The 24,011-nt window shown below is 69.4% G+C and carries 20 protein-coding genes and 2 pseudogenes; 15 read left to right on the top strand and 7 right to left on the bottom strand.

Features of this window, described 5'->3' with window-relative positions; translation table 11 throughout:
* The first annotated feature begins 467 nt into the window (after positions 1-467).
* On the top strand, positions 468-896 hold the full coding sequence (locus tag ABTZ94_RS23480; protein ID WP_351203050.1) for a Rieske (2Fe-2S) protein: 429 nt from the start codon (positions 468-470) through the stop codon (positions 894-896).
* A gap of 19 nt (positions 897-915) precedes the next feature.
* On the opposite strand, the pseudogene ABTZ94_RS23475 reads toward ABTZ94_RS23480, so the two are convergent.
* A pseudogene (locus ABTZ94_RS23475) lies at positions 916-1,523 on the bottom strand (hypothetical protein); the annotation flags it as partial.
* Positions 1,524-1,757: 234 nt separating this feature from the next.
* Between ABTZ94_RS23475 and uvrC the strand changes: the two are divergent.
* From uvrC to ABTZ94_RS23415, 12 genes are all read left to right on the top strand, one after another.
* Positions 1,758-3,941: an excinuclease ABC subunit UvrC gene (gene uvrC / locus ABTZ94_RS23470; protein ID WP_351203048.1), complete on the top strand. Its 2,184-nt coding sequence runs from the start codon at positions 1,758-1,760 to the stop codon at positions 3,939-3,941.
* Positions 3,938-4,909 (top strand): RNase adapter RapZ, encoded by a 972-nt coding sequence (gene rapZ, locus ABTZ94_RS23465; RefSeq protein WP_351203046.1) that lies wholly within the window; start codon positions 3,938-3,940, stop codon positions 4,907-4,909. The genes uvrC and rapZ overlap by 4 nt, the downstream gene beginning before the upstream one ends.
* Positions 4,906-5,940 (top strand): gluconeogenesis factor YvcK family protein, encoded by a 1,035-nt coding sequence (locus tag ABTZ94_RS23460; RefSeq protein WP_351203044.1) that lies wholly within the window; start codon positions 4,906-4,908, stop codon positions 5,938-5,940. Before rapZ ends, ABTZ94_RS23460 begins: the two co-directional genes overlap by 4 nt.
* A complete protein-coding gene (gene whiA, locus ABTZ94_RS23455) occupies positions 5,931-6,920 on the top strand; it encodes a DNA-binding protein WhiA (RefSeq protein ID WP_351203042.1) in 990 nt (329 codons plus the stop codon). The genes ABTZ94_RS23460 and whiA overlap by 10 nt, the downstream gene beginning before the upstream one ends.
* Before the next feature lie 260 nt (positions 6,921-7,180).
* Complete coding sequence (gap, locus tag ABTZ94_RS23450) at positions 7,181-8,188, top strand: type I glyceraldehyde-3-phosphate dehydrogenase (protein WP_351203040.1); 1,008 nt, start codon at positions 7,181-7,183, stop codon at positions 8,186-8,188.
* 109 nt (positions 8,189-8,297) lie between these two features.
* Complete coding sequence (locus ABTZ94_RS23445; RefSeq protein ID WP_351203052.1) at positions 8,298-9,509, top strand: phosphoglycerate kinase; 1,212 nt, start codon at positions 8,298-8,300, stop codon at positions 9,507-9,509.
* A gap of 6 nt (positions 9,510-9,515) precedes the next feature.
* On the top strand, positions 9,516-10,292 hold the full coding sequence (gene tpiA / locus ABTZ94_RS23440) for a triose-phosphate isomerase (RefSeq protein WP_351203038.1): 777 nt from the start codon (positions 9,516-9,518) through the stop codon (positions 10,290-10,292).
* A 114-nt stretch (positions 10,293-10,406) separates the two neighbouring features.
* A complete protein-coding gene (gene secG, locus ABTZ94_RS23435; RefSeq protein ID WP_114243929.1) occupies positions 10,407-10,643 on the top strand; it encodes a preprotein translocase subunit SecG in 237 nt (78 codons plus the stop codon).
* A gap of 109 nt (positions 10,644-10,752) precedes the next feature.
* A complete protein-coding gene (locus ABTZ94_RS23430) occupies positions 10,753-11,088 on the top strand; it encodes an RNA polymerase-binding protein RbpA (RefSeq protein WP_072483070.1) in 336 nt (111 codons plus the stop codon).
* Positions 11,089-11,238: 150 nt separating this feature from the next.
* The gene (gene pgi / locus ABTZ94_RS23425) at positions 11,239-12,915 is read left to right on the top strand and encodes a glucose-6-phosphate isomerase (RefSeq protein WP_351203036.1); all 1,677 of its coding nucleotides are present in this window, start codon (positions 11,239-11,241) and stop codon (positions 12,913-12,915) included.
* Positions 12,916-12,919: 4 nt separating this feature from the next.
* On the top strand, positions 12,920-13,423 hold the full coding sequence (locus ABTZ94_RS23420; protein ID WP_351203035.1) for a PH domain-containing protein: 504 nt from the start codon (positions 12,920-12,922) through the stop codon (positions 13,421-13,423).
* On the top strand, positions 13,420-14,991 hold the full coding sequence (locus ABTZ94_RS23415; RefSeq protein WP_351203033.1) for a PH domain-containing protein: 1,572 nt from the start codon (positions 13,420-13,422) through the stop codon (positions 14,989-14,991). Before ABTZ94_RS23420 ends, ABTZ94_RS23415 begins: the two co-directional genes overlap by 4 nt.
* A 9-nt stretch (positions 14,992-15,000) precedes the next feature.
* Here ABTZ94_RS23415 and ABTZ94_RS23410 read toward each other — a convergent pair.
* The 6 genes and pseudogenes from ABTZ94_RS23410 to tkt form a co-directional block, all read right to left on the bottom strand.
* Positions 15,001-15,328: pseudogene (locus ABTZ94_RS23410) on the bottom strand (VOC family protein).
* A 106-nt stretch (positions 15,329-15,434) separates the two neighbouring features.
* Positions 15,435-16,217, bottom strand: coding sequence for a 6-phosphogluconolactonase (gene pgl / locus ABTZ94_RS23405; protein ID WP_351203031.1), 783 nt, complete (start codon positions 16,215-16,217; stop codon positions 15,435-15,437).
* On the bottom strand, positions 16,214-17,242 hold the full coding sequence (gene opcA / locus ABTZ94_RS23400; RefSeq protein WP_351203029.1) for a glucose-6-phosphate dehydrogenase assembly protein OpcA: 1,029 nt from the start codon (positions 17,240-17,242) through the stop codon (positions 16,214-16,216). Before opcA ends, pgl begins: the two co-directional genes overlap by 4 nt.
* A complete protein-coding gene (zwf, locus tag ABTZ94_RS23395) occupies positions 17,239-18,771 on the bottom strand; it encodes a glucose-6-phosphate dehydrogenase (protein ID WP_351203027.1) in 1,533 nt (510 codons plus the stop codon). The genes opcA and zwf overlap by 4 nt, the downstream gene beginning before the upstream one ends.
* 5 nt (positions 18,772-18,776) lie before the next feature.
* A complete protein-coding gene (gene tal, locus ABTZ94_RS23390) occupies positions 18,777-19,919 on the bottom strand; it encodes a transaldolase (protein WP_351203025.1) in 1,143 nt (380 codons plus the stop codon).
* A 34-nt stretch (positions 19,920-19,953) separates the two neighbouring features.
* Positions 19,954-22,041: a transketolase gene (gene tkt, locus ABTZ94_RS23385; protein WP_351203023.1), complete on the bottom strand. Its 2,088-nt coding sequence runs from the start codon at positions 22,039-22,041 to the stop codon at positions 19,954-19,956.
* 442 nt (positions 22,042-22,483) lie between these two features.
* On the opposite strand from tkt, the gene ABTZ94_RS23380 reads away from it, so the two are divergent.
* Together ABTZ94_RS23380 and ABTZ94_RS23375 are read left to right on the top strand one after the other, a co-directional pair.
* Positions 22,484-23,437, top strand: a complete 954-nt coding sequence (locus ABTZ94_RS23380) for a heme o synthase (RefSeq protein WP_351203021.1) — start codon at positions 22,484-22,486, stop codon at positions 23,435-23,437.
* A gap of 116 nt (positions 23,438-23,553) precedes the next feature.
* The gene (locus ABTZ94_RS23375) at positions 23,554-23,910 is read left to right on the top strand and encodes a hypothetical protein (protein WP_351203019.1); all 357 of its coding nucleotides are present in this window, start codon (positions 23,554-23,556) and stop codon (positions 23,908-23,910) included.
* Positions 23,911-24,011 lie beyond the last annotated feature (101 nt).

Here is a 24,011-nt window from a genome sequence, read left to right as displayed (position 1 = left end):
CCGCGCCCGAGTGGCGGCCCCGGAAATCGGGGCCGCCGCTTCAGTCGGTACGGCGCGCACCGCGCCGCAGGCCCCGGTGCGGCTGCGCAAGCCACCACCGGGGCTCGGTGAGGCCTGCGCGCCCCCACTCTCGCGCCCCACGGCTGCACGTTCGGGGCGCCCCGGTCCGCCCGTACGCCGCCGCGTGCCCGTATGCCCCCGCGCCCCCCTGCCCGTACGCCGCCGCGTCCGTATGCCCCCGCGCGCCCCTGCCCGTACCCCCCCGAGCGGTGCTGTCCAACCGTTCCTAACCCCCTGACCAGGGGCAATCGGACTTGGGTGGCCCGGCCACCGACCCTTCGATCCCCGTCGGTATCGTCGGTTCTGTCACCGATGGCTCTGATGCCCTCGGGCACCCTGGTGTCCCAGTGCCTCAGCCGCCCCCGGCAACCCTATGCAGCCCGCCCCCTCTGACCAGTGGAGACCGCATGCCCGGCCAGCCCGCCGCCCGCCGTACCGTGCTGAAGGGTGCCGTTCTCGCCGGCGCCGCCGGGCTGGGAGCGGCCGCCTGCTCGACCGAATCGAAGCTCGGCCACGCCGACTCCCCGACGCCGACCGCCCCCGTCGAGCTCGGCGCAGCGGAAGAGGTTCCGGTCGGCGGATCCAAGCTCTACCGCGACCAGCGGGTCATCGTCACGTGCCCGGCCAAGGGGCAGTACAAGGCGTTCAGCGCCCAGTGCACCCACGCGGGCTGCCTGCTGGACAAGGTCGAGGACAACGTGGGGAACTGCCCCTGCCACGGCAGCCACTTCGATACCACGACCGGCAAGGCGATGCGCGGCCCGGCGACCGCGCCGCTGCCCTCGGTCCCGGTCAGGATCGAGGGCGGAAAGCTCGTCGCGGGCCCCGACGCCTGACGCCCTGCCGGGGGCGGACTCACTCCCAGTCCCGGTCGATGCCGACCGGGCCGGGCCGCACCCCTGCTCCACCAGGTGAACGGTCCGGTGCCGGCCGGTGAGCGTGAGTTCCGTACGAGCGCCGCGCGACGCGCCTGCCGAGGCCTGGTCGAAGCTCCGGCACCGTACTGGCAGCGCGGCCTCGTCGAAGCCCACCCGCAGCACGTACTGCCTGCCGCCGAAGCTGGAGCCGCGCACGTACTCACCGCACGGCGCTCCCGTGGCGACGTCGAAGCCGTAGCCGAAGAAGTACGTGTTACCCGCCCTCAGCCGGGTGCCGAAGAGCAGCTCCGCGACGAGCACTCCCGTCTCCCGGTCCCAGCGGACCCGCCCCGTCCGGCAGTTCTCCCGGGCCGCCACCTCCACCCGCGCCGGATCGCAGCCCGGATCGCCCCGACAGACGGCGAGATAGGTCGATGCCGTCCCGGTGCGCACGCACCACATGCTGCGGCTCCCGTTGCCGCAGCTCCCGGCCGGGTCCGATCCGTATCCGCTGGGACGCCCCACCGTGTGCGGCCCGCCGTCCATCGGTGACCCCAGCGTGGTGAGCAACCTCTCCACCGCGCCGGACGCCTCCATCCCTGTTCTTCGGAGGGAATCCCCGCCTTCAGGCACCGGCGACGACGAGACGCGGTACGCGGGCGCCCTCGCCCTCGGCGGCATCACGGCACTGCGTAACCGCCGCCACCGGAAAACCCCGTGACCGGCAACGGCACCCGCTGACTCCGTGCTCCGGGGCGCGCTCCCTCAACCCGCGCCCCGAAGCGCGGCATCACCGCCGAGCCATCTGCACTGTCACTGCCCGCAAGTAGGGTGGGACACATGGCAGACCCCTCCAGCTACCGACCCAAGCCGGGACAGATCCCCGACTCCCCGGGGGTCTACAAATTCCGCGACGAACACCGCCGGGTGATCTACGTCGGAAAGGCCAAGAACCTGCGCCAGCGCCTGGCCAATTACTTCCAGGATCTGGCCGCGCTCCACCCGCGTACGCGCACGATGGTCACCACGGCCGCCTCGGTGGAGTGGACCGTCGTTTCCACGGAGGTCGAGGCGCTCCAGCTGGAGTACTCCTGGATCAAGGAGTACGACCCCCGGTTCAACGTCAAGTACCGCGACGACAAGAGCTATCCGTATCTCGCGGTCACGCTCAACGAGGAATTCCCGCGCGTCCAGGTCATGCGCGGAGCCAAGAAGAAGGGCGTGCGCTACTTCGGTCCGTACGGCCACGCCTGGGCGATCCGCGAGACGGTCGACCTGATGCTCCGGGTCTTTCCCGTACGTACGTGCTCCGCCGGTGTCTTCAAGAACGCAGGGAGGACCGGCCGCCCGTGCCTTCTCGGCTACATCGGCAAGTGCTCGGCCCCCTGCGTAGGCCGGGTCACCCCCGAGGAACACCGCGAACTGGCGGGCGACTTCTGCGACTTCATGGCCGGCCGCACCGGTACGTACATCCGCCGCCTGGAGAAGGACATGATGGCGGCGGCCGAAGAGTTGGAGTACGAGCGGGCGGCCCGGCTCCGCGACGATGTGGAGGCCCTCAAGCGGGCCATGGAGAAGAGCGCCGTCGTCCTCGCCGACGCCACCGACGCCGACCTGATCGCGGTCGCCGAGGACGAGCTCGAAGCCGCCGTACAGATCTTCCATGTGCGTGGCGGCCGGGTACGCGGCCAGCGCGGCTGGGTCACCGACAAGGTCGAGAACGTCGACACCTCGGGCCTGGTCGAGCTCGCCCTGCAGCAGCTGTACGGCGAGGAGACGGGCGACTCCGTCCCCAAGGAGGTCCTCGTCCCGGCCCTCCCTGAGGACCCCGACGCGGTCTCCCAGTGGCTCGCCGACCGCAGGGGCTCCCACGTCAGCCTGCGCATCCCGCAGCGCGGCGACAAGAAGGACCTGATGGCGACCGTCCAGCGCAACGCCCAGCAGGCTCTGGGACTGCACAAGACCAAGCGCGCCTCCGATCTGACGACCCGCTCCCGCGCCCTGGAGGAGATCGCCGAGGCGCTCGGCCTCGACACGGCTCCGCTGCGCGTCGAGTGCTTCGACATCTCCCATCTCCAGGGCGACGACGTGGTCGCTTCCATGGTCGTCTTCGAGGACGGGCTGGCCCGCAAGAGCGAGTACCGCCGCTTCCAGATCAAGGGCTTCGAGGGCCAGGACGACGTCCGGTCGATGCACGAGGTGATCGGCCGCCGCTTCAAGCGGTATCTCCAGGAGAAGGAGCGGACGGGGGAGTGGGAGGAGACCCCCGCGCCGACCGGACCCGTCCCGGCACCGCAAACCGCCCCGGTGGCGCTGACCGGTCCGGCCGCCCCGGCCGTCGGGCCGGACACCATTCCCGGTGCAGGAACCATCTCCGTCCCGGACACCATCCCCGGCGCAGGAACCACCCCCGTCCCGGACACCACCCCCGTCCCGGACACCACCCCTGTCCCGGACACCACTCCCGATCCGGACGCCGAGCCCCGTGAGGACGACGGCCGTCCCAAGCGGTTCGCCTATCCGCCGCAGCTCGTCGTGGTCGACGGCGGCCAGCCGCAGGTCGCCGCCGCCAAGCGTGCCCTCGACGAGCTCGGGATCGACGACATCGCCGTCTGTGGCCTCGCCAAGCGCCTCGAAGAGGTCTGGTTGCCCGATGACGACGACCCCGTCGTCCTGCCTCGCGCCAGCGAGGGCCTCTACCTCCTCCAGCGCGTCCGTGACGAGGCCCACCGCTTCGCGATCACATATCAGCGGGCCAAGCGGGCCAAACGCATCCGTTCCAGCCCCCTGGATGCCGTCGTCGGCCTCGGAGAGACCCGGAAACAGGCGCTGATCAAGCATTTCGGCTCCGTGAAGAAGCTGAAGCAGGCGACAATCGACGAGATCTGCGAGGTTCCGGGGATAGGCCGCAGGACGGCGGAATCCGTGACGGCCGCCCTGGCCTCGGCCGCCCCGGCCGCGCCCGCCGTGAACACGGCCACAGGAGAGATCATTGAAGATGACGACGGGGGCAGCACGACATGACTGAGCACGAACACGAACATGAAGTCGAGCACGACAGCACTGACCGAGCAGACGGAGCAGGACACGTGAGTACGGGCACCACGACCGATACGAGCGACGGGAATGGGACCATCCCCGAGCTGGTGATCATCTCGGGGATGTCGGGCGCCGGGCGCAGCACCGCGGCCAAATGTCTGGAGGACCTCGGCTGGTTCGTCGTCGACAACCTGCCGCCCGCCCTGATCCCCACCATGGTCGAGCTCGGCGCCCGCTCGCAGGGCAACGTGGCCCGGATCGCCGTCGTCGTCGACGTGCGGGGCCGCCGCTTCTTCGACAACCTCCGCGAGTCCCTCGCCGACCTGGAGGCAAAGCACGTCACCCGGCGCATCGTCTTCCTGGAGTCCTCCGACGATGCGCTGGTCCGCCGCTTCGAATCGGTCCGACGCCCCCACCCGCTGCAGGGTGACGGCCGGATCGTCGACGGCATCGCCGCCGAGCGCGACCTGCTGCGCGAACTGCGCGGCGACGCCGACCTGGTGATCGACACCTCCAGCCTCAATGTGCACGAACTGCGCGCCAAGATGGACGCCCAGTTCGCCGGCGACGAGGAGCCGGAGCTGCGCGCCACGGTGATGTCGTTCGGCTTCAAGTACGGCCTGCCGGTCGACGCCGACCTGGTGGTCGACTGCCGCTTCCTGCCCAACCCTCACTGGGTCCCCGAGCTGCGCCCGTTCACCGGGCTCAACGAAGAGGTCTCCGCCTACGTCTTCGACCAACCCGGCGCCAAGGAATTCCTCAACCAGTACACGGAGCTGCTCCAGCTCATCGCCGCCGGGTACCGCCGCGAGGGCAAGCGCTATGTGACGATCGCCGTCGGCTGCACGGGCGGCAAGCACCGCTCGGTGGCCATGTCCGAGAAGCTCGCGGCCAGGCTCGCGACCGAAGGCATCGAGACCGTCCTCGTCCACCGGGACATGGGGCGCGAGTGACCAGTCGTAATCTGCGCCTGCGGCGGCTGCGCAGAGCCACCTCTGCGCTCTCCGGCCGCAAGCGCGGCGCACAGCCCAAGGTCGTCGCCCTCGGCGGCGGCATGGGCCTGTCCGCGTCGCTCGCGGCGCTCCGTCGGATCACCGGCGATCTCACGGCCGTGGTCACGGTCGCCGACGACGGCGGCTCCAGCGGCCGGCTCCGCGAGGAGCTCGGCGTCCTGCCGCCCGGCGACCTGCGCAAGGCGCTCGCCGCCCTGTGCGGTGACGACGACTGGGGTCAGACCTGGGCCCGGGTCATCCAGCACCGCTTCCAGTCCAAGGGCGATCTGCACGAGCACGCGGTCGGCAATCTGCTGATCGTCGCCCTGTGGGAGCAGCTCGGCGACCATGTCCAGGCCCTGGATCTGGTCGGCAAGCTCCTCGGGGCGCACGGTCGGGTGCTGCCCATGTCCGCCGTGCCGCTGGAGCTCCAAGCGCTTGTACGGGGACACGACCCGGCCCGCCCGGACGACGTGGACACGGTGCGTGGCCAGGCCACCGTGGCACTCACCCCGGGCGAGGTGCAGTCCGTCCACGTCGTCCCGAACGACCCGCCGGCCGTTCCCGAAGCCGTCGCCGCCGTCCTGGACGCGGACTGGGTGGTGCTCGGCCCGGGGTCCTGGTTCTCCTCCGTGATCCCGCATCTGCTGGTTCCGGAACTGCTCGATGCGCTCATCGAGACCAAAGCCCGCAAGGTCCTCTCGCTCAACCTCGCACCGCAACCCGGCGAAACTGATGGCTTCTCTCCGCAGCGTCATTTGGAGGTTTTGGGACGACACGCCCCTAAACTCGCCATGGACGTGGTGCTGGCCGACGAAGCCGCCGTGCCCGATCGCGAGTCCCTCGCCGACGCCGCCAAGCGGCTCGGCGCCGCGGTCGAGCTGGCGCCGGTGGCCTCACCCGACGGCGTTCCGATCCATGATCCGGAGCTGTTGGCCGCCGCGTACGACCGTATTTTTCGGATGCATGGAAGGATCGGCCCATGGCGATGACGCCGGCGGTGAAGGACGAAATCTCTCGGCTTCCCGTGACCCGGACGTGCTGCAGGAAGGCAGAAGTCTCGGCGATTCTTCGGTTCGCGGGTGGGCTGCACCTGGTGAGCGGCCGGATTGTGATCGAGGCGGAGCTGGACACCGCAATGGCGGCGCGTCGGCTGAAGCGGGACATTCTCGAGATCTTCGGGCACAGCTCGGAACTGATCGTGATGGCTCCCGGCGGGCTGCGGCGCAGCTCCCGCTATGTCGTACGGGTGGTGGCGGGCGGCGATCAGTTGGCCCGCCAGACCGGCCTGGTGGACGGTCGCGGCCGGCCCATCCGCGGCCTGCCCCCGCAGGTGGTCTCGGGGGCCACCTGCGATGCCGAGGCCGCCTGGCGCGGGGCCTTCCTGGCTCATGGCTCGCTCACCGAGCCGGGCCGCTCCTCCTCGCTGGAGGTGACCTGCCCGGGCCCGGAGGCGGCGCTCGCGCTGGTCGGCGCGGCCCGCAGGCTCTCCATCGCGGCAAAGGCCCGCGAGGTGCGCGGCGTGGACCGGGTCGTCGTCCGCGACGGCGACGCGATCGGTGCCCTGCTCACCCGGCTCGGCGCCCATGAGTCGGTGCTGGCCTGGGAGGAGCGGCGGATGCGCCGGGAGGTCCGCGCCACCGCCAACCGGCTCGCCAACTTCGACGACGCCAACTTGCGTCGTTCCGCGCGGGCCGCGGTCGCCGCGGGCGCCCGGGTGGGGCGCGCGCTGGAGATCCTCGGTGAGGAGGTGCCCGAGCACCTCGCGGCGGCCGGGCGGCTGCGCATGGAGCACAAGCAGGCCTCCCTGGAGGAGCTGGGCGCGCTCGCCGACCCGCCGCTGACCAAGGACGCGGTCGCCGGCCGGATCCGCCGACTGCTGGCAATGGCCGACAAGCGGGCCCAGGACCTGGGCATCCCGAGCACAGAATCCACCCTCAGCGAGGAGCTCGCCGACGGCCTGGTGGGCTGACCGGCGGCGGCCATGAAGTCGGCCGAATACAGAACGCGCGGAATTCCCGAGGGTATTGACGTTCCGTAATCGACGCCGTATGTACGGCCGGTCATCCAAAGGCCCGTACTCCTACCAAGGAGTACGGGCCTTTGCGGCTCTTACGGCCCCGCTCGATGTCACTCGGGGGGCCTCGGAGAGGTAGGGTCGGAGGCGGTCGGGGACATCTCATACAACTCGCCGGGGTTGAAACCCCGCGTACCTAACGAGGAGATCGGTTCGTGACGATCCGCGTAGGCATCAACGGCTTTGGCCGCATCGGTCGTAACTACTTCCGCGCGCTGCTGGAGCAGGGTGCGGATATCGAGATCCTGGCTGTCAACGACCTGGGTGACACCGCGACCACGGCGCACCTCCTGAAGTACGACACCATTCTGGGTCGTCTCAAGGCCGACGTGAGCCACACCGCCGACAGCATCACCGTCGACGGCCACACCATCAAGGTCCTCTCCGAGCGCAACCCGGCCGATATCCCCTGGGGTGAGCTGGGCGTCGACATCGTCATCGAGTCGACCGGCATCTTCACCAAGAAGGCCGATGCCGAGAAGCACCTTGCGGGCGGCGCCAAGAAGGTCCTCATCTCGGCTCCGGCCAAGAACGAGGACATCACGATCGTGATGGGTGTCAACGAGGACAAGTACGACGCGGCCAACCACCACGTAATCTCCAACGCCTCCTGCACCACCAACTGCGTCGCGCCGATGGCCAAGGTGCTGGACGAGAACTTCGGCATCGTCAAGGGCCTCATGACGACGGTCCACGCGTACACGAACGACCAGCGCATCCTGGACTTCCCGCACTCCGACCTGCGTCGCGCCCGTGCCGCGGCGGAGAACATCATCCCCACCACGACCGGTGCCGCCAAGGCCACCGCGCTGGTGCTCCCGCAGCTCAAGGGCAAGCTCGACGGCATGGCCATGCGTGTTCCGGTCCCGACCGGTTCGGTCACCGACCTGGTCATCACGCTGGAGCGCGAGGTCACCCGCGACGAGGTCAACGCCGCCTTCCAGAAGGCCGCCGAGGAAGGCCCGCTCAAGGGCAAGCTGTTTTACACGGAGGACCCGATCGTGTCCTCGGACATCGTCTCGGACCCGGCCTCCTGCACCTTCGACTCCCTGCTGACCATGGCAGAGGGCTCGCAGGTCAAGGTCATCGGCTGGTACGACAACGAGTGGGGCTACTCCAACCGCCTCGTCGACCTGACCGTCTTCGTCGGCAGCCAGCTCTGACCGTCGAATAGGCAGGCACCTCGATGTGAGCACGGGGCTCGGACAGCGCAACGCCGCGCTGTTCGAGCCTTGTTGCATGCTCTCTCGCCCTCCCAAGGAGTCCAGCAAGATGAAGACGATCGACGAACTTCTCGCCGAAGGGGTCACCGGCAAGCGCGTATTCGTCCGCGCCGACCTCAACGTGCCGCTGAGCGGCACCACCATCACCGACGACGGCCGTATCCGAGCCGTCCAGCCGACCGTGGAGAAGCTCGCCGCGGCCGGTGCGCGGGTCATCGTCGCCTCGCATCTGGGCCGCCCCAAGGGCGCCCCGGACCCCGCCTTCTCCCTGGCGCCCGCCGCGGCCCGTCTCGGTGAGCTCATCGGCGCCGACGTGGCGTTCGCGACCGACACGGTCGGCGAGTCCGCCCGCGCCACCGTCGCCGCGCTCACCGACGGCCGGGTCGCCGTCATCGAGAACCTCCGCTTCAACTCCGGTGAGACGTCGAAGGACGACGCCGAGCGCGGCGCGTTCGCCGACCAGCTCGCCGAGCTCGCCGATGTGTACGTGGGCGACGGCTTCGGAGCCGTACACCGCAAGCACGCCTCGGTCTTCGACCTCCCGGCCCGGCTGCCGCACGCCGCCGGCGACCTGATCGCCACCGAGGTCGGGGTCCTGAAGAAGCTCACCGAGAACGTTGAGCGCCCGTACGCCGTCGTGCTCGGCGGCTCCAAGGTCTCCGACAAGCTCGGCGTCATCGACCACCTGCTGGAGCGGGCCGACCGCATCCTCATCGGCGGCGGCATGGCGTACACCTTCCTCAAGGCCCAGGGCCACGAGGTCGGCAGCTCGCTCCTGCAGGAGGACCAGATCCCGGCGGTGCTGGAGTATCTGAGGCGCGCCGAGAAGAAGGGCGTGGAGTTCGTGCTCCCCGTCGACGTCGTGGTCTCCGAGCAGTTCCCGGACCTCAGGACCAAGGCACCGACCGAGCACCGCACCGTGCCCGCGGACGCCATCCCGGCCGGTTTCATGGGCCTGGACAACGGCCCCGAGACCAACAAGCTGTACGCCTCGAAGCTCGCCGACGCCGTCACCGTTTTCTGGAACGGCCCGATGGGCGTCTTCGAGCACCCTGATTACGCCGAGGGCACCCGGGCCGTCGCCCAGGCCCTCGTCGACTCCTCGGGCTTCAGTGTTGTCGGCGGTGGCGATTCCGCCGCGGCCGTCCGCATCCTGGGCTTCGACGAGAACGCATTCGGACACATCTCGACCGGTGGCGGCGCCAGCCTCGAATACCTCGAGGGCAAGACGCTTCCCGGCCTCGCCGCACTGGAGGACTGACCTTTCATGAGTACCCGTACCCCGCTGATGGCGGGCAACTGGAAGATGAACCTCAACCACCTCGAGGCCATCGCACACGTCCAGAAGCTCGCCTTCGCCCTGGCCGACAAGGACTACGACGCCGTTGAGGTCGCCGTCCTGCCGCCCTTCACCGACCTGCGCTCCGTGCAGACCCTGGTGGACGGCGACAAGCTGAAGATCAAGTACGGCGCCCAGGACATCTCGGCGCACGACTCCGGCGCGTACACCGGTGAGATCTCCGGCCCGATGCTCGCCAAGCTGAAGTGCACCTATGTCACCGTCGGCCACAGCGAGCGCCGCCAGTACCACGGCGAGACCGACGAGATCTGCAACACCAAGGTGAAGGCCGCCTTCAAGCACGGCCTGACCCCGATCCTCTGCGTCGGCGAGGAGCTGGATGTCCGTGAGGCGGGCAACCACGTCGCGCACACGCTGGCGCAGGTCGACGGTGGTCTCAAGGATCTCCCCGCCGAGCTGGCCGAGTCGATCGTGATCGCGTACGAGCCGGTCTGGGCGATCGGGACCGGCAAGGTCTGCGGCTCCGACGACGCCCAGGAGGTCTGTGGGGCGATCCGCAGCCGCCTCGCCGAGCTGTACTCGCAGGACCTGGCGGACACGGTCCGTATCCAGTACGGCGGCTCGGTGAAGTCCGGGAACGTCGCCGAGATCATGTCGAAGCCCGATGTGGACGGCGCGCTGATCGGCGGGGCCGCACTGGACGCCGACGAGTTCGTCAAGATCGTCCGCTTCCGCGACCAGTGAGTATGCGGTAGCGCGGATCCGTCGTACCCTTGCGGGGGCCGGGGAGGGTGTAGCCTCCCGGCCCCCGCTGTTCGCACATGCAGTCCAGAGAATTCCGGAAAGTAGGGACCAGCCGTGATTTTGGCGTTCGAGATCGCCCTGATCGTCTTCAGCCTGCTGCTGATGCTGCTGGTGCTGATGCACAAGGGAAAGGGCGGCGGCCTCTCCGACATGTTCGGTGGCGGCATGCAGTCGTCCGTGGGCGGCTCCTCGGTTGCCGAGCGGAACCTCGACCGGATCACCGTGTTCATCGGTCTGGCCTGGTTCGCGTGCATTGTTGTGCTTGGTCTGCTGATCAAGCTGGACAACTGACCCGTCGTAGGCGATTCCCGGTGAGGGTGTAACTCCTTTCACTGGACGCGCGTTGGGCCTTACGTAGACTGGGGCATCTTCGAGCACCATCACGCAGGGAGTTACGACCGTGGCAAGTGGCAACGCGATCCGGGGAAGCCGGGTCGGAGCGGGGCCGATGGGGGAGGCCGAGCGGGGCGAGTCCGCGCCGCGCCTCCGCATCTCCTTCTGGTGCTCGAACGGGCACGAGACGCAGCCGAGCTTCGCCAGTGACGCGCAGGTACCGGAGACTTGGGACTGCCCGCGCTGTGGTTTCCCGGCCGGCCAGGACCGGGACAGCCCGCCGGACCCGCCGCGCACCGAGCCTTACAAGACGCACCTCGCGTACGTACGTGAGCGGCGCAGCGATGCGGACGGCGAGGCCATCCTCGCCGAGGCCCTGGCAAAACTCCGGGGTGAGATCTAGTGCCACCGGCCGGACACCTCATCGGGTGTCCGGCCGGACTGCTTTTGCTGTGCCGCAGCTCGCCGTTGCCTCGTCAACCCCTCTGATCAATTAAGTTGGAAGGGCAGCGGGGCATCTGCAGGTACAAGACGAAGTGGGCTGATATCCGGGATGAATACACCAAGCCGAACCAGGCTCAACCAGACGTCCGAGTGGACCGCTCTGGGCAAGCACCGCGAGCAGCTCGGGACGACGCATCTGCGGCAGCTCTTCGCGGACGATGCCGACCGCGGCACCGGATACACCCTCCGGGTCGGCGATCTGTATGTCGACTACTCCAAGCACCTGGTCACCGACGAGACGCTCCGGCTGCTGCGCGAGCTCGCCGGGGCCACCGGCGTGGCCGAGCTGCGGGACGCGATGTTCCGCGGCGAGAAGATCAACACCACCGAGGACCGCGCCGTCCTGCACACCGCGCTGCGTGCCCCGCGCGATGCGGTGATCGAGGTCGACGGCGAGAACGTGGTGCCCGCCGTGCACGCCGTACTCGACAAGATGGCGGCCTTCTGCGACCGCATCAGGTCGGGGGAGTGGACCGGTCACACCGGTAAGCGCATCAAGAACATCGTCAACATCGGCATCGGCGGCTCCGACCTCGGCCCCGCCATGGCGTACGAGGTACTGCGCTCCTTCACGGACCGTTCGCTCACCGTCCGCTTCGTGTCGAACGTCGACGGTGCCGACCTCCACGAGGCCGTGCGCGATCTCGACCCGGCCGAGACGCTCTTCATCATCGCGTCGAAGACCTTCACCACGATCGAGACCATCACCAACGCCACCTCCGCCCGCAACTGGCTGCTGACCGGCCTGAGGGCCGATCAGGACGCGGTCGCCAAGCATTTCGTGGCGCTGTCCACGAACGCCGAGAAGGTCGCGGACTTCGGCATCGACACCGCCAACATGTTCGAGTTCTGGGACTGGGTCGGCGGCCGCTACTCGTACGACTCCGCCATCGGGCTCTCACTGATGGTCGCCATCGGCCCGGACCGGTTCCGCGAGATGCTCGACGGCTTCCACCTCGTCGACGAGCACTTCCGCACCGCCCCCGCCGAGGACAATGCCCCGCTGCTGCTGGGCCTGTTGGGCGTCTGGTACGGCGCGTTCTTCGACGCGCAGTCGCATGCCGTGCTGCCGTACAGCCACTATCTGTCCAAGTTCACCGCGTACTTGCAGCAGCTGGACATGGAGTCCAACGGCAAGTCCGTGGACCGGGACGGCATTCCGGTCGACTGGCAGACCGGACCGGTCGTCTGGGGCACCCCGGGCACCAATGGGCAGCACGCCTATTACCAGCTGATCCACCAGGGCACCAAGGTCATCCCGGCCGACTTCATCGGCTTCGCCGAGCCGGTCGCCGACCTGCTGCCCGGGCTGGTCGCCCAGCACGATCTGCTGATGGCCAACTTCTTCGCCCAGACCCAGGCGCTGGCCTTCGGCAAGACGCCGGACGAGGTCCGCGCCGAGGGCGTCGCCGAGGAGCTGGTGCCGCACAAGACCTTCCAGGGCAACCACCCGACGACGACGATCCTGGCCGACAGGCTGACCCCGTCCGTCCTCGGCCAGCTGATCGCGCTGTACGAGCACAAGGTCTTCGTCCAGGGTGCCATCTGGAACATCGACTCCTTCGACCAGTGGGGCGTCGAACTCGGCAAGGTCCTCGCCAAGAAGATCGAACCGGTGCTGACCGGGACGTCGACATCAGCCGCTGCCGCGGCGGAGGGGGGCGAGCAGCTGGACAGCTCGACAGCCGCGCTCGTCCAGGCGTACCGCGCCCGCAGGGGGCGCTGACCCGATGACCACGGGGGAGCGGACGGTGCGGCTGAGGCCTCCGAACAACACACTGGACCCGGGGGCCGTCGGCTGGTGGCGGGCCCGGTGGCTGCTGCTGACCGCGGTGCCGGTGGTCGTGCTGGCAGTGCTGGGCGCGTTCATCGAGCCGGCCCGGTTCTGGCTGCTGCTGCCCGCCGCGATCCTCGCGGTCCTCGGCGCCGGCTGCGCCGCCCTCTTCCCCCTCTGGTGGTTCCGCACCCATCGCTGGGAGGTCACCGACGAAGCGGTGTACGTCAGAACCGGCGTCCTGAGGCAGGAGTGGCGGATCGCCCCGATGTCCCGGATCCAGACCGTGGACACCGTGCGGGGCCCGCTCGAACAGCTCTACCGCCTCGCCACGGTCACCGTGACCACCGCATCGTCCAAGGGCGCGGTGCGGATCGAGGGACTGGGTCACGAACTGGCGGCCGAGCTGGCCGAGCGGCTGACCCGGATCACCCAGGACACCCCCGGGGACGCCACATGAGCTCCGAGGCGGCCGTTTCCCCGGACGCCGAGGGCCGGGGCGGCGTCACCGGCCCCAAGGCGGCCACCACGGCCGGCTGGCGGCGGCTGGACCGGCGTACGGCCCTCGTCAGCGCACTCGTCACGGCCGGGGTGGTGGCCGGTGCGGCCGTGCCCACCACACTCGCTCTCTCCGGGCGGCTCGGGTTCGGGCACGCGGTCGCCTGGGTGCTGGCCGGCTCGGTTGTGCTGATCGGCTGCGCCGCGGCCGGCGACTACGTACGGTGGCGCCGCACCCGCTACCGCATCGGCGCCGAACGGGTCGAGCTCCACACCGGGCTGCTGCTGGTCAAGAAGCGCTCACTGGCCCGGGAACGCATCCGCAGCGTCGACCTCACCGCCCACCTGCTGCAACGGGTCCTCGGCCTGGTCACCGTCCGCATCGGTACCGGCGAGCACTCCGGCAACGAATCCACTCTGGAACTCGACCCGGTCCCCAGACCCGAGGGCGAACGACTCCGCCGCGAACTGCTGGAGCGCGCGGCCACCGGCACCCTGGGCACCCATCGCGAGGGCGAGCTCGTCGCCCTCGACCCGCGCTGGATCCGCTACGCACCTGTCTCGTTCGTCGCCCCCGTGCTCGGCGGTGCGGCGGCCGGCGCGGTGATGCAGGTCAGCGACTGGTTCGGGGCCCAGGGGCAGGTGATCGACTGGATCGGTGACCGGTTCCGGGACACTTCACTGCTCGCCGTGATCGTGATCCTCGCCGTCGCCGCGGTGGGTGCCGGTGTCCTCGGCGCGCTCGGCCTGTGGGTCGAGATGTGGTGGAGCTACCGGCTGGAGCGCGAACCCGGCGGCACCCTGCACATCCGGCGCGGCCTGCTGACCTCACGGTCCGTCTCCATCGAGGAGCGGCGGCTGCGCGGCGTCGAGCTCGTCGAACCTCTCGGCATCCGGCTGTTCGGCGCCGCCCGGGTCGACGCGATCACCACCGGACTGGCCAAGGGCGACGAGGAGCAGCACGGCGACCACAACACCCTGCTGCCCGCCGCGCCCCGGCCCGTCGCCGACACGGTCGCCGCCGACGTCCTGCGCGAGACCACGTCCCCGACCGGCGCGCCGCTGACCGGGCACCCCCTCGCGGCCGGCGGCCGCCGACTGCGCCGGGCGTTCTGGGCCGTCACCGCCCCCGTATTCGTCCTGGCCCTTTTGGGCGTGCTGCTGACACCCGTCCTGCTCTGGATCGCGCTCGCCTGCGCCGCCGTGGGGCTGCCCGTCGCGGTGTCCCTCGCCCGGGACGCGTACCGCGGCCTGGGACACGCCATCAGCGGCGACTACCTGGTGGTCCGGTCCGGCACGGTCCGGCGCTCGACCGCCGCGCTGGAACGGGCCGGTGTCATCGGCTGGACGGTCAAGCAGACGTACTTCCAGCGGCGGTCCGGGGTGCTGAGCCTCACCGCGACGACGGCCGCCGGAGCGGGCGCGTACACGGCGTACGACGCGGATGCGAGCGAGGGCCTCGACTTCGCGTCCGAGGCCGTCCCCGGCTTGCTGGAGCCCTTCCTGGAGCGCACCTCGCAGGCCCGATGACCGCGACGGTCAGTGCGTCGTGTCGATGACGCAGAACCTGCTGCCCTCGGTGTCCGCGAGCACCACGAAATCCGGGTCGTCCGGGTACAGATCCCAGCCGACCCGAGCTGAGTGCGATCAGCCGATCCGTCTCGGCGACCTGCTCTTCGGCGTACAGGTCGAAATGGACCCGGGGGACCTCCTGCACCGGCGTACCGCTCCGCCCCAGGGACAGCCCGACGCCGTGTCCATCGGCCGGGACCAGCACCATCCGGTAGTCCTGCAAGGGCTCACACTCCACATGGCCGAGCGCCGCCTTCCAGAAGGCCGCCGTGCGCTGTACGTCCGACGCACCCACCCATCACCACGGTTTTGATACGCACCATGGGCCGAGCCCTTCACGCCGCAGGCCCGGCCGCTCCGAAGAGCGAACCGGGCCTGCGTGCAACAGTACTGACGACCGCTCAGGGAGAGGCCGGCGGATACAGTGCGCGCGGCAGCCGCGAGGCCGCCGCCGCGTCCAGCAGCCACAGAGTGCGGCTGCGTCCGTACGCTCCGGCTGCCGGGGCCTGGATCTCTCCGGCGCCCGAGAGCGCGATCTCCGCGGCCTCCGCCTTGTCCTCGCCCGCGGCGAGCAGCCACACCTCGCGCGCCGCCCGGATCGCGGGCAGCGTGAGCGAGATGCGGATGGGCGGCGGCTTGGGAGCGCCGTGCACACCGACGACGGTGCGCTCGGTCTCCCGTACCGCGGGCAGTTCCGGGAAGAGCGACGCGACATGCGTGTCCGGGCCGACGCCCAGCATCAGCACATCGAACGTCGGCACCGGACCGTGGTCCTCCGGACCGGCCGCCGCGGCCAGTTCATCGGCGTACGTGGCCGCTGCCGCGTCGGCGTCGTTGCCACAGGGGCCGTCCGAAGCGGGCATCGCGTGCACCCGGGACGGGGTCAGCGGCACCGAGTCCAGCAGGGCCTCGCGGGCCTGCGTGACATTGCGTTCCGGATCGCCCTCCGGCAGGAACCGCTCGTCGCCCCACCACAGGTCGAGCCGCGACCAGTCGATCGCGTCCCTGGCGGGCGCGTCGGCGAGTGCGGCCAGCAGGCCGTTGCCGTTGCGCCCGCCGGTGAGCACCACCGAGGCGTGACCACGCGCGGCCTGGGCGTCCACGATCTTCGTGATCAGCCGGGCCGCGGCGGCCAGCGCCATCAGCTCCTTGTCGCGGTGCACGACAAGTTGAGGGGGGCTCACTTCGTCGCCGCTTTCTTGGCCGCGGTCTTCTTCGCGGCGGCAGGGGCGGCAGCAGGGGCGGGCTCGGCCGGCTTCGGCTCGGCCGACTTCGGCTCCGCCGGTCCGCCGAGCTTCTCCACGCCGAACTTCACCGTCGCCTCATAGGTGTTGTCCGGGTCCAGGCGCCGCAGCTCCTCGGCGAGCAACTCGGCGGTCTCCCGCCGCTTGAGCGCCACCGCACGATCCGGCTGGCCCTGCATCGAGAGCGTGGCCAGCGAACCGTCCGGCCGGCCCAGGACGATGTCGCCGTTCTTGGTCTCCATCCGCACGGTCGTCAGACCGGGGCCGCCGGACAGGGTGCGCTCCACCGGAACCTTGAGCCGGTCCGCAAGCCACATGGCGAGCAGTTCACAGCTCGGGTTCTCCGACTCGCCCTCGACCGTCGCCGAGACGACCTCGACGTGCTGCTGGTCGAGCGCGGCGGCCAGCATCGAGCGCCAGGGCGTGATGCGGGTCCAGGCCAGATCGGTGTCGCCCGGGGTGTACGACCGGCCGCGCACCGCGAGTTCGTCGCCCGGGTGCTCCGCCGAGTACGCGTCCGTGATCCGGCGCTGGGCGAGCGCGCCCAGCGGGTCCTTCGCCGGGTCGTCGGGTGCACCCTCGGGCCACCAGACCACGACCGGGGCGTCCGGCAGCAGCAGCGGCAGGACCACCGACTGGGCGTGGTTGGCCAGCTCGCCGTGGAGACGAAGGACGACGGTCTCGCCCGTGCCCGCGTCGGAGCCGACCCGCACCTCGGCGTCGAGCCGGGCATCCCGGCGGCTGCGCGGCGAGCGGCTGACCCGCTTGATCACCGCGATGATCCGCGAGGGATGTTCGCGCGAGGCGTCGCCGGCCGACTTGAGGGCGTCGTACGCGTTCTCCTCGTCGGTGACGATCACCAGGGTCAGCACCATGCCGATGGCCGGGGTGCCGATGGCGCGGCGGGCCGACACCAGCGCCTGGTTGATCTTGCTGGAAGTGGTCTCCGTGAGATCGATCTTCATGGCCGGCGCCAGCTCCGTCCGTCTCGTGCAAGCATCTCGTCCGCCTCGGCGGGACCCCAGGTGCCCGCCGGGTACTGCGCGGGCTTGCCGTGCTTGTCCCAGTACGCCTCGATCGGGTCGAGGATGTTCCAGGAGAGTTCGACCTCCTGGTGCCGCGGGAAGAGGTTGGCGTCGCCGAGCAGCACATCGAGAATGAGCCGCTCGTACGCCTCCGGGCTGGACTCCGTGAAGGACTCGCCGTAGGCGAAGTCCATCGTGACGTCCCGGACTTCCATCGAGGTGCCGGGCACCTTGGAGCCGAACCGCACGGTGACGCCCTCGTCCGGCTGGACCCGGATGACCAGGGCGTTGCCGCCCAGCTCCTTGGTCGCGCCGGACTCGAAGGGCAGATACGGAGCGCGCTTGAAGACGACCGCGATCTCGGTGACCCGGCGACCGAGCCGCTTTCCGGTACGGAGGTAGAACGGCACGCCCGCCCAGCGGCGGTTGTTGATCGTCAGCTTGATGGCGGCGTAGGTGTCGGTCGTCGACTTGGGGTCGATCCCGTCCTCTTCGAGGTAGCCGGGGACCTCCTCGCCGCCCTGCCACGCGTGCACGTACTGGCCGCGCACCGTGTGCTTGCCCAGGTCCTCCGGCAGCTCCACCGCCGTGAGCACCTTGAGCTTCTCGGCGACCAGGGCCTTCGGGTGGAAGGAGCCGGGCTCCTCCATCGCGGTCAGCGCCAGCAGCTGGAGCAGGTGGTTCTGGATGACGTCACGAGCGGCGCCGATGCCGTCGTAGTAGCCGGCCCGGCCGCCGATGCCGATGTCCTCGGCCATCGTGATCTGGACGTGGTCGACGTACGACCTGTTCCAGATCGGCTCGAACATCGTGTTGGCGAACCGCAGCGCCAGGATGTTCTGGACCGTCTCCTTGCCCAGGTAGTGGTCGATCCGGAAGACCTCGTTGGGCGGGAACACATCGTGCACGAGCTGGTTGAGCTCCTGAGCGCTCTTCAGGTCGTGGCCGAAGGGCTTCTCGATGACGGCACGCCGCCAGGAGCCCTCCTTCTGGTCGGCAAGACCGTGCTTCTTGAGCTGCTGGACGACCTTGGGGAAGAACTTCGGCGGCACGGACAGGTAGAAGGCGAAGTTGCCGCCCGTGCCCTGTGCCTTGTCGAGTTCCTGGATCGTGGCCTTCAGCGTTTCGAAGGCGTCGTCGTCGTCGAAGTTGCCCTGGACGAAGCGCATCCCCTGGATGAGCTGCTGCCAGACCTCTTCACGGAACGGCGTACGGGCGTGCTGCTTGACGGCATCGTGGACCTCTTCTGCGAAGTCCTCGTCCTGCCACTCGCGGCGCGCGAAACCGATGAGGGAGAAGCCCGGCGGCAACAGACCGCGATTGGCCAGGTCGTAGACGGCGGGCATCAGCTTTTTGCGGGACAAATCGCCCGTGACCCCAAAGATGACCAGGCCTGACGGACCCGCGATGCGCGGGAGCCGTCGGTCCTGGGGGTCACGAAGCGGGTTGGCTCCGGGAACACCAGACAAGGTGGTCAGCCCTCCGAAGGGGCGAGGCGCTTGAGCTCCGCCTCGGTCGAGTTGAGCAGGTCGATCCAGGACGCCTCGAACTTCTCGACGCCCTCGTCCTCGAGGAGCTGGACAACGTCGTCGTAGGAGATCCCGAGCTTCGCGACGGCGTCGAGCTCGGCGCGGGCCTGCTCGTAGGTGCCGGCGATGGTGTTGCCCGTGATCTGTCCGTGGTCCGCCGTGGCGTCCAGGGTGGCCTCGGGCATGGTGTTCACCGTGCCCGGGGCGACCAGGTCGTCGACGTACAGGGTGTCCTTGTACGCGGGGTCCTTGACACCGGTCGAGGCCCACAACGGACGCTGCTTGTTGGCCTGCGCCTTGTCCAGGGCGGCCCAGCGGTCCGACGGCTGTGCCGATTCGTCGGCGGAGCCGAACACCTCCTCGAACGCCTGGTAGGCGAGCCGGGCATTGGCGAGCGCCGCCTTGCCCTTGAGGGCCTTGGCCTCGTCGGTGCCGACGGTGTCCAGGCGCTTGTCGATCTCGGAGTCCACCCGGGACACGAAGAACGAAGCCACCGAGTAGATCTTGGACAGGTCCAGGCCCGCGGTCTTCGCCTTCTCCAGACCCGCCAGGTAGGCGTCCATGACCTCGCGGTAGCGCTCCAGCGAGAAGATCAGCGTGACGTTGACGCTGATGCCCTTGCCGATGACCTCGGTGATCGCCGGGAGACCGGCCTTCGTCGCCGGGATCTTGATGAGCGTGTTGGGCCGGTCCACCAGCCAGGCCAGCTGCTTGGCCTCGGCGACGGTGGCCGCGGTGTGGTGGGCCAGACGGGGGTCGACCTCGATGGAGACCCGGCCGTCCTGGCCGTCCGTGGCGTCGAAGACCGGGCGCAGGATGTCCGCCGCGTCCCGCACGTCGGCCGTCGTGATCATGCGGATGGCCTCGTCGACGGTGACCTTGCGGGTGGCGAGGTCGGTGAGCTGCTGCTCGTACCCGTCGCCCGAGGAGATCGCCTTCTGGAAGATCGACGGGTTGGTGGTGACGCCCACGACGTGCTGCTGGTCGATCAGTTCGGCGAGGTTGCCGGAGGTGATCCGCTTGCGCGACAGGTCATCGAGCCAGATCGCCACGCCCTCGTCGGAGAGGCGCTTGAGTGCGTCTGTCATGAGAATTGCATCTCCTACTAGTCGTATAACGGCGTCAGCGTGCGGCGGCGGCGAGAGATTCCCGCGCGGCGGCGGCGACGTGCTCGCCCGTGAAGCCGAACTCGCGGAAGAGGACCTTGGCGTCGGCCGAGGCACCGAAGTGCTCCAGCGAGACGATCCGGCCGGCGTCTCCGACGTACCGGTGCCAGGTAAGACCGATACCGGCCTCGACCGCGACCCGGGCCTTCACGGACGGCGGCAGAACACTGTCCTTGTAAGCCTGGTCCTGCTCCTCGAACCACTCGACCGACGGCATCGAGACCACACGGGTCGGGATGCCGGCGGCCTGCAGCTCCTCGCGCGCCTCGACGGCGAGGTGCACCTCGGAGCCCGTACCGATCAGGAGGACCTGGGCGTCGCCGCCCTCGGCCTCGAAGAGCACGTAGCCGCCCTTGGCCGCGTCCTCGTTCGCCTCGTAGGTCGGCACGCCCTGGCGGGTCAGCGCCAGACCGTGCGGAGCTCCCTTGCCGAAGACCTTGGTGTAGCGGCGCAGGATCTCGCGCCAGGCGATGGAGGTCTCGTTGGCGTCGGCCGGGCGGACGATGTTCAGGCCCGGGATGGCACGCAGCGAGGCCAGGTGCTCCACCGGCTGGTGGGTCGGGCCGTCCTCGCCAAGACCGATCGAGTCGTGCGTCCACACGTACGTCACCGGCAGGTGCATCAACGCGGACAGGCGCACGGCGTTGCGCATGTAGTCGGAGAACACCAGGAAGGTGCCGCCGTAGATGCGGGTGTGGCCGTGCAGCGCGATGCCGTTCATGGCCGCGGCCATGGCGTGCTCGCGGATACCGAAGTGGATCGTGCGGCCGTACGGGTCCGCGCCGGGCAGCGGGTTGCCCGTCGGGAGGAACGACGACGTCTTGTCGATCGTGGTGTTGTTCGAGCCCGCGAGGTCGGCGGAGCCGCCCCACAGCTCGGGGATGACCTCGCCGAGCTGCTGGAGCACCTTGCCGGAGGCGGCGCGGGTGGCGACGCTCTTGCCCGGCTCGAAGACCGGGAGCTGGTCCTCCCAGCCAGTGGGAAGCTCGCCGGAGGAGATCCGGTCGAACTCGTCGGCGCGCTCCGGGTTGGCGGTGCGCCAGGCGGCGAACGCCTTCTCCCACTCGGCCTTGGCCTCGCGCCCGCGGTCCAGCGCCTCACGGGTGTGGGAGATGACCTCGTCGGAGACCTCGAAGGACTTCTCCGGGTCGAAGCCGAGGACCTTCTTCGTCGCGGCGACCTCTTCGTCGCCGAGCGCCGAGCCGTGCGAGGCCTCGGTGTTCTGGGCGTTCGGGGCGGGCCAGGCGATGATCGAGCGGGCCGCGATGAACGACGGGCGCCCGGTCTCGGCCTTGGCGGCCTGCAGCGCCTTGTACAGACCCGCCGGGTCCAGGTCGCCGCTGGGCAGCTGGTCGACGCGCTGGACGTGCCAGCCGTACGCCTCGTACCGCTTCAGGGTGTCCTCGGAGACCGCGGTCTCCGTGTCGCCCTCGATGGAGATGTGGTTGTCGTCCCACAGCAGGACCAGGTTGCCGAGCTTCTGGTGCCCGGCCAGCGAGGAAGCCTCCGCGGAGATGCCCTCCTGGAGGCAGCCGTCGCCGGCGACGACCCAGACCATGTGGTCGAACGGGGAGGTGCCGGGGGCCGCTTCCGGGTCGAACAGGCCGCGTTCGTAGCGGGCGGCCATCGCCATGCCCACCGCGTTGGCGACGCCCTGGCCCAGCGGGCCCGTGGTCGTCTCGACGCCGGTGGTGTGGCCGTACTCCGGGTGACCGGGGGTCTTCGAGCCCCAGGTACGGAAAGCCTTGAGGTCATCGAGCTCCAGGCCGTACCCGGCCAGGTAGAGCTGGATGTAGAGGGTCAGGCTGCTGTGACCCGCAGAAAGCACGAACCGGTCGCGACCGGTCCACTCCGCGTCGGCGGGGTCGTGCCGCATCACCTTCTGGAAGAGGGTGTACGCGGCGGGAGCGAGGCTCATCGCCGTGCCCGGGTGGCCGTTTCCGACCTTCTGCACGGCGTCGGCGGCAAGGACGCGGACAGTGTCCACGGCCCGCTGGTCCAATTCGGTCCACTGGAGGTCTGTGGTGGTCGGCTTGGTGCTCACCCTGAGTCAGGGCTCCTCTCCACTGTTGTAAACCGGTGACTGTGACCGCACCGGGCGTTGTCGAGCCTACCCTCGTCGGAACAAGCATTTTCCGGCTGCTTTCCAGGGTGCGGGCGGTCCGCGGAGTTCGCCTCCCGTATGAGCGCGACGGCTCACTTCTGGGCCCTCCGATGAGCGCCTCCCCTTACTTATGCGCCCTCGCGTGGGCGTGTCCTTATTACTTATGGGCCGCTTCTGTTCGTGTTCTGTTCGTGCGCCACTGCGGGGCGTGACTTTTGCTCCCAAGCCGCTCCGACGAGCCGGACGCCGTGTCCTCGTGCCACTTCAACACGACCCCACCCCCGCGAAGGGCGGCCTGTCCCCAACGTCTACAGTGGTCTGGTTCGCGCAAGTCTTTACCGGGCCTTCACGCCCGGAGCTTGCTGGGATTTCTCTGTCAGGGGTGTGCGTGACGGCCGTCGAGTCCCGACCCGCAGGGGTCGCCTTGACTCCCAGCCCAGGGGGCCATCGCCCGTTCGGGGCCCGTGTCAAGGCATTCGTGGCGCTGACCAAGCCTCGGATCATCGAGCTGTTGCTGATCACCACTGTTCCGGTGATGTTCCTCGCTGCTCAAGGCGTACCCGACCTGTGGCTCGTGCTCACTACCACCATCGGCGGATATCTCTCCGCAGGCGGTGCCAATGCACTGAACATGTACATCGACCGCGACATCGACGCGTTGATGGACCGTACGTCGCAGCGTCCGCTGGTCACCGGCATGGTGAGCCCGCGTGAGTGCCTGGCCTTCGGATTCGCCCTCGCGGTGATCTCCACGGTCTGGTTCGGGCTGCTCGTCAACTGGCTGTCGGCCGCGCTCGCGCTCGGCGCGCTGCTGTTCTACGTGGTCGGCTACACGATGCTGCTGAAGCGCCGCACCGCGCAGAACATCGTCTGGGGCGGCATCGCCGGCTGCATGCCGGTCCTCATCGGCTGGTCCGCTGTCACCAACTCGATGTCCTGGGCCGCGGCCATCCTCTTCGCCGTGATTTTCTTCTGGACGCCGCCGCACTACTGGCCGCTGTCCATGAAGGTGAAGGACGACTACGCCCGGGTCGGCGTCCCGATGCTGCCGGTCATCGCCTCCAACCGGGTGGTGGCCCGCCAGATCGTCGTCTACAGCTGGGTGATGGTCGCCGTCTCGCTGCTGCTGACTCCGCTCGGCTACACCGGCTGGTTCTACACGGCGGTGGCGCTGCTGACCGGCGGCTTCTGGCTCTGGGAGGCGCACGCCCTGCTCAACCGGGCCAAGGCCGGGGTGACCGGCGCAAAGCTCAAGGAGATGCGGCTGTTCCACTGGTCGATCACCTATGTCTCGCTGCTCTTCGTCGCTGTGGCGGTCGACCCCTTCCTGAGGTAGTCCCGCTTTCTGAGGCAGTTCTGCCTCATCGACTCCTGCCGACGGGCGGGGTGCGTGGCCCACGCCACGTACCCCGCCCGTCGCACGTTGATCTACTCGTCGGTAGCATCCTGAATATGGCAGAGACGGCAGAGACCCAGGTGGAGAGCGGCAAGCAGGCGGCCCGCGCGGAGCGCAGGGCGGCGAAGCTCGCCAAGCAGATCGGCGCCTTCTCCAAGGCACACGGTGGCGCGGAGGGGCAGCTCTCCTACATCGGGCAGATGGGCACCCGCATCGTTCTCGTGGGCGAGGACGGCGACTGGGGCGATCTGGTCGCCCCGTCGTACGCGATCGCCGAGAGCGCCGCCCGGAAGGCCGGGATCACGGTGCACGAGTCCTTCGACGGGGAGTTCGCCGCGAAGGTCCGAACGGGTCCCTACGAGTGGACGCGGATGGCAGGCATCCAGGTGGGCGGCCCGTCCAACAAGGCCTGACCAGCAGGCCCCATGTACAGGCCCCATGTACCGGACGGGCAGTGTGCATCGATCGCCGACGGGCCTCATACGCCGATCGCCGGACGGGCTCGGATTCGAGC

The sequence above is a fragment of the Streptomyces sp. NPDC002785 genome (genome assembly GCF_040295565.1).
In the GTDB taxonomy this organism is placed as follows: domain Bacteria; phylum Actinomycetota; class Actinomycetes; order Streptomycetales; family Streptomycetaceae; genus Streptomyces.
The sequence above is the reverse complement of the archived record's forward strand: the minus strand, read 5'-3'. Positions and strand labels throughout refer to the sequence as shown.

What these genes read in the sequence shown, in the direction of transcription:
- ABTZ94_RS23415 (WP_351203033.1), top strand. Translation starts at nt 13,420, where the DNA reads ATGAGCTCCGAGGCGGCCGTTTCCCCGGACGCCGAGGGCCGGGGCGGC.
- ABTZ94_RS23375 (WP_351203019.1), top strand. Translation starts at nt 23,554, where the DNA reads ATGGCAGAGACGGCAGAGACCCAGGTGGAGAGCGGCAAGCAGGCGGCC.
- tal (WP_351203025.1), bottom strand. Translation starts at nt 19,919, where the DNA reads ATGACAGACGCACTCAAGCGCCTCTCCGACGAGGGCGTGGCGATCTGG.
- pgi (WP_351203036.1), top strand. Translation starts at nt 11,239, where the DNA reads ATGAATACACCAAGCCGAACCAGGCTCAACCAGACGTCCGAGTGGACC.
- rapZ (WP_351203046.1), top strand. Translation starts at nt 3,938, where the DNA reads ATGACTGAGCACGAACACGAACATGAAGTCGAGCACGACAGCACTGAC.
- whiA (WP_351203042.1), top strand. Translation starts at nt 5,931, where the DNA reads ATGGCGATGACGCCGGCGGTGAAGGACGAAATCTCTCGGCTTCCCGTG.
- tpiA (WP_351203038.1), top strand. Translation starts at nt 9,516, where the DNA reads ATGAGTACCCGTACCCCGCTGATGGCGGGCAACTGGAAGATGAACCTC.
- uvrC (WP_351203048.1), top strand. Translation starts at nt 1,758, where the DNA reads ATGGCAGACCCCTCCAGCTACCGACCCAAGCCGGGACAGATCCCCGAC.
- ABTZ94_RS23420 (WP_351203035.1), top strand. Translation starts at nt 12,920, where the DNA reads ATGACCACGGGGGAGCGGACGGTGCGGCTGAGGCCTCCGAACAACACA.
- opcA (WP_351203029.1), bottom strand. Translation starts at nt 17,242, where the DNA reads ATGAAGATCGATCTCACGGAGACCACTTCCAGCAAGATCAACCAGGCG.
- ABTZ94_RS23480 (WP_351203050.1), top strand. Translation starts at nt 468, where the DNA reads ATGCCCGGCCAGCCCGCCGCCCGCCGTACCGTGCTGAAGGGTGCCGTT.
- ABTZ94_RS23445 (WP_351203052.1), top strand. Translation starts at nt 8,298, where the DNA reads ATGAAGACGATCGACGAACTTCTCGCCGAAGGGGTCACCGGCAAGCGC.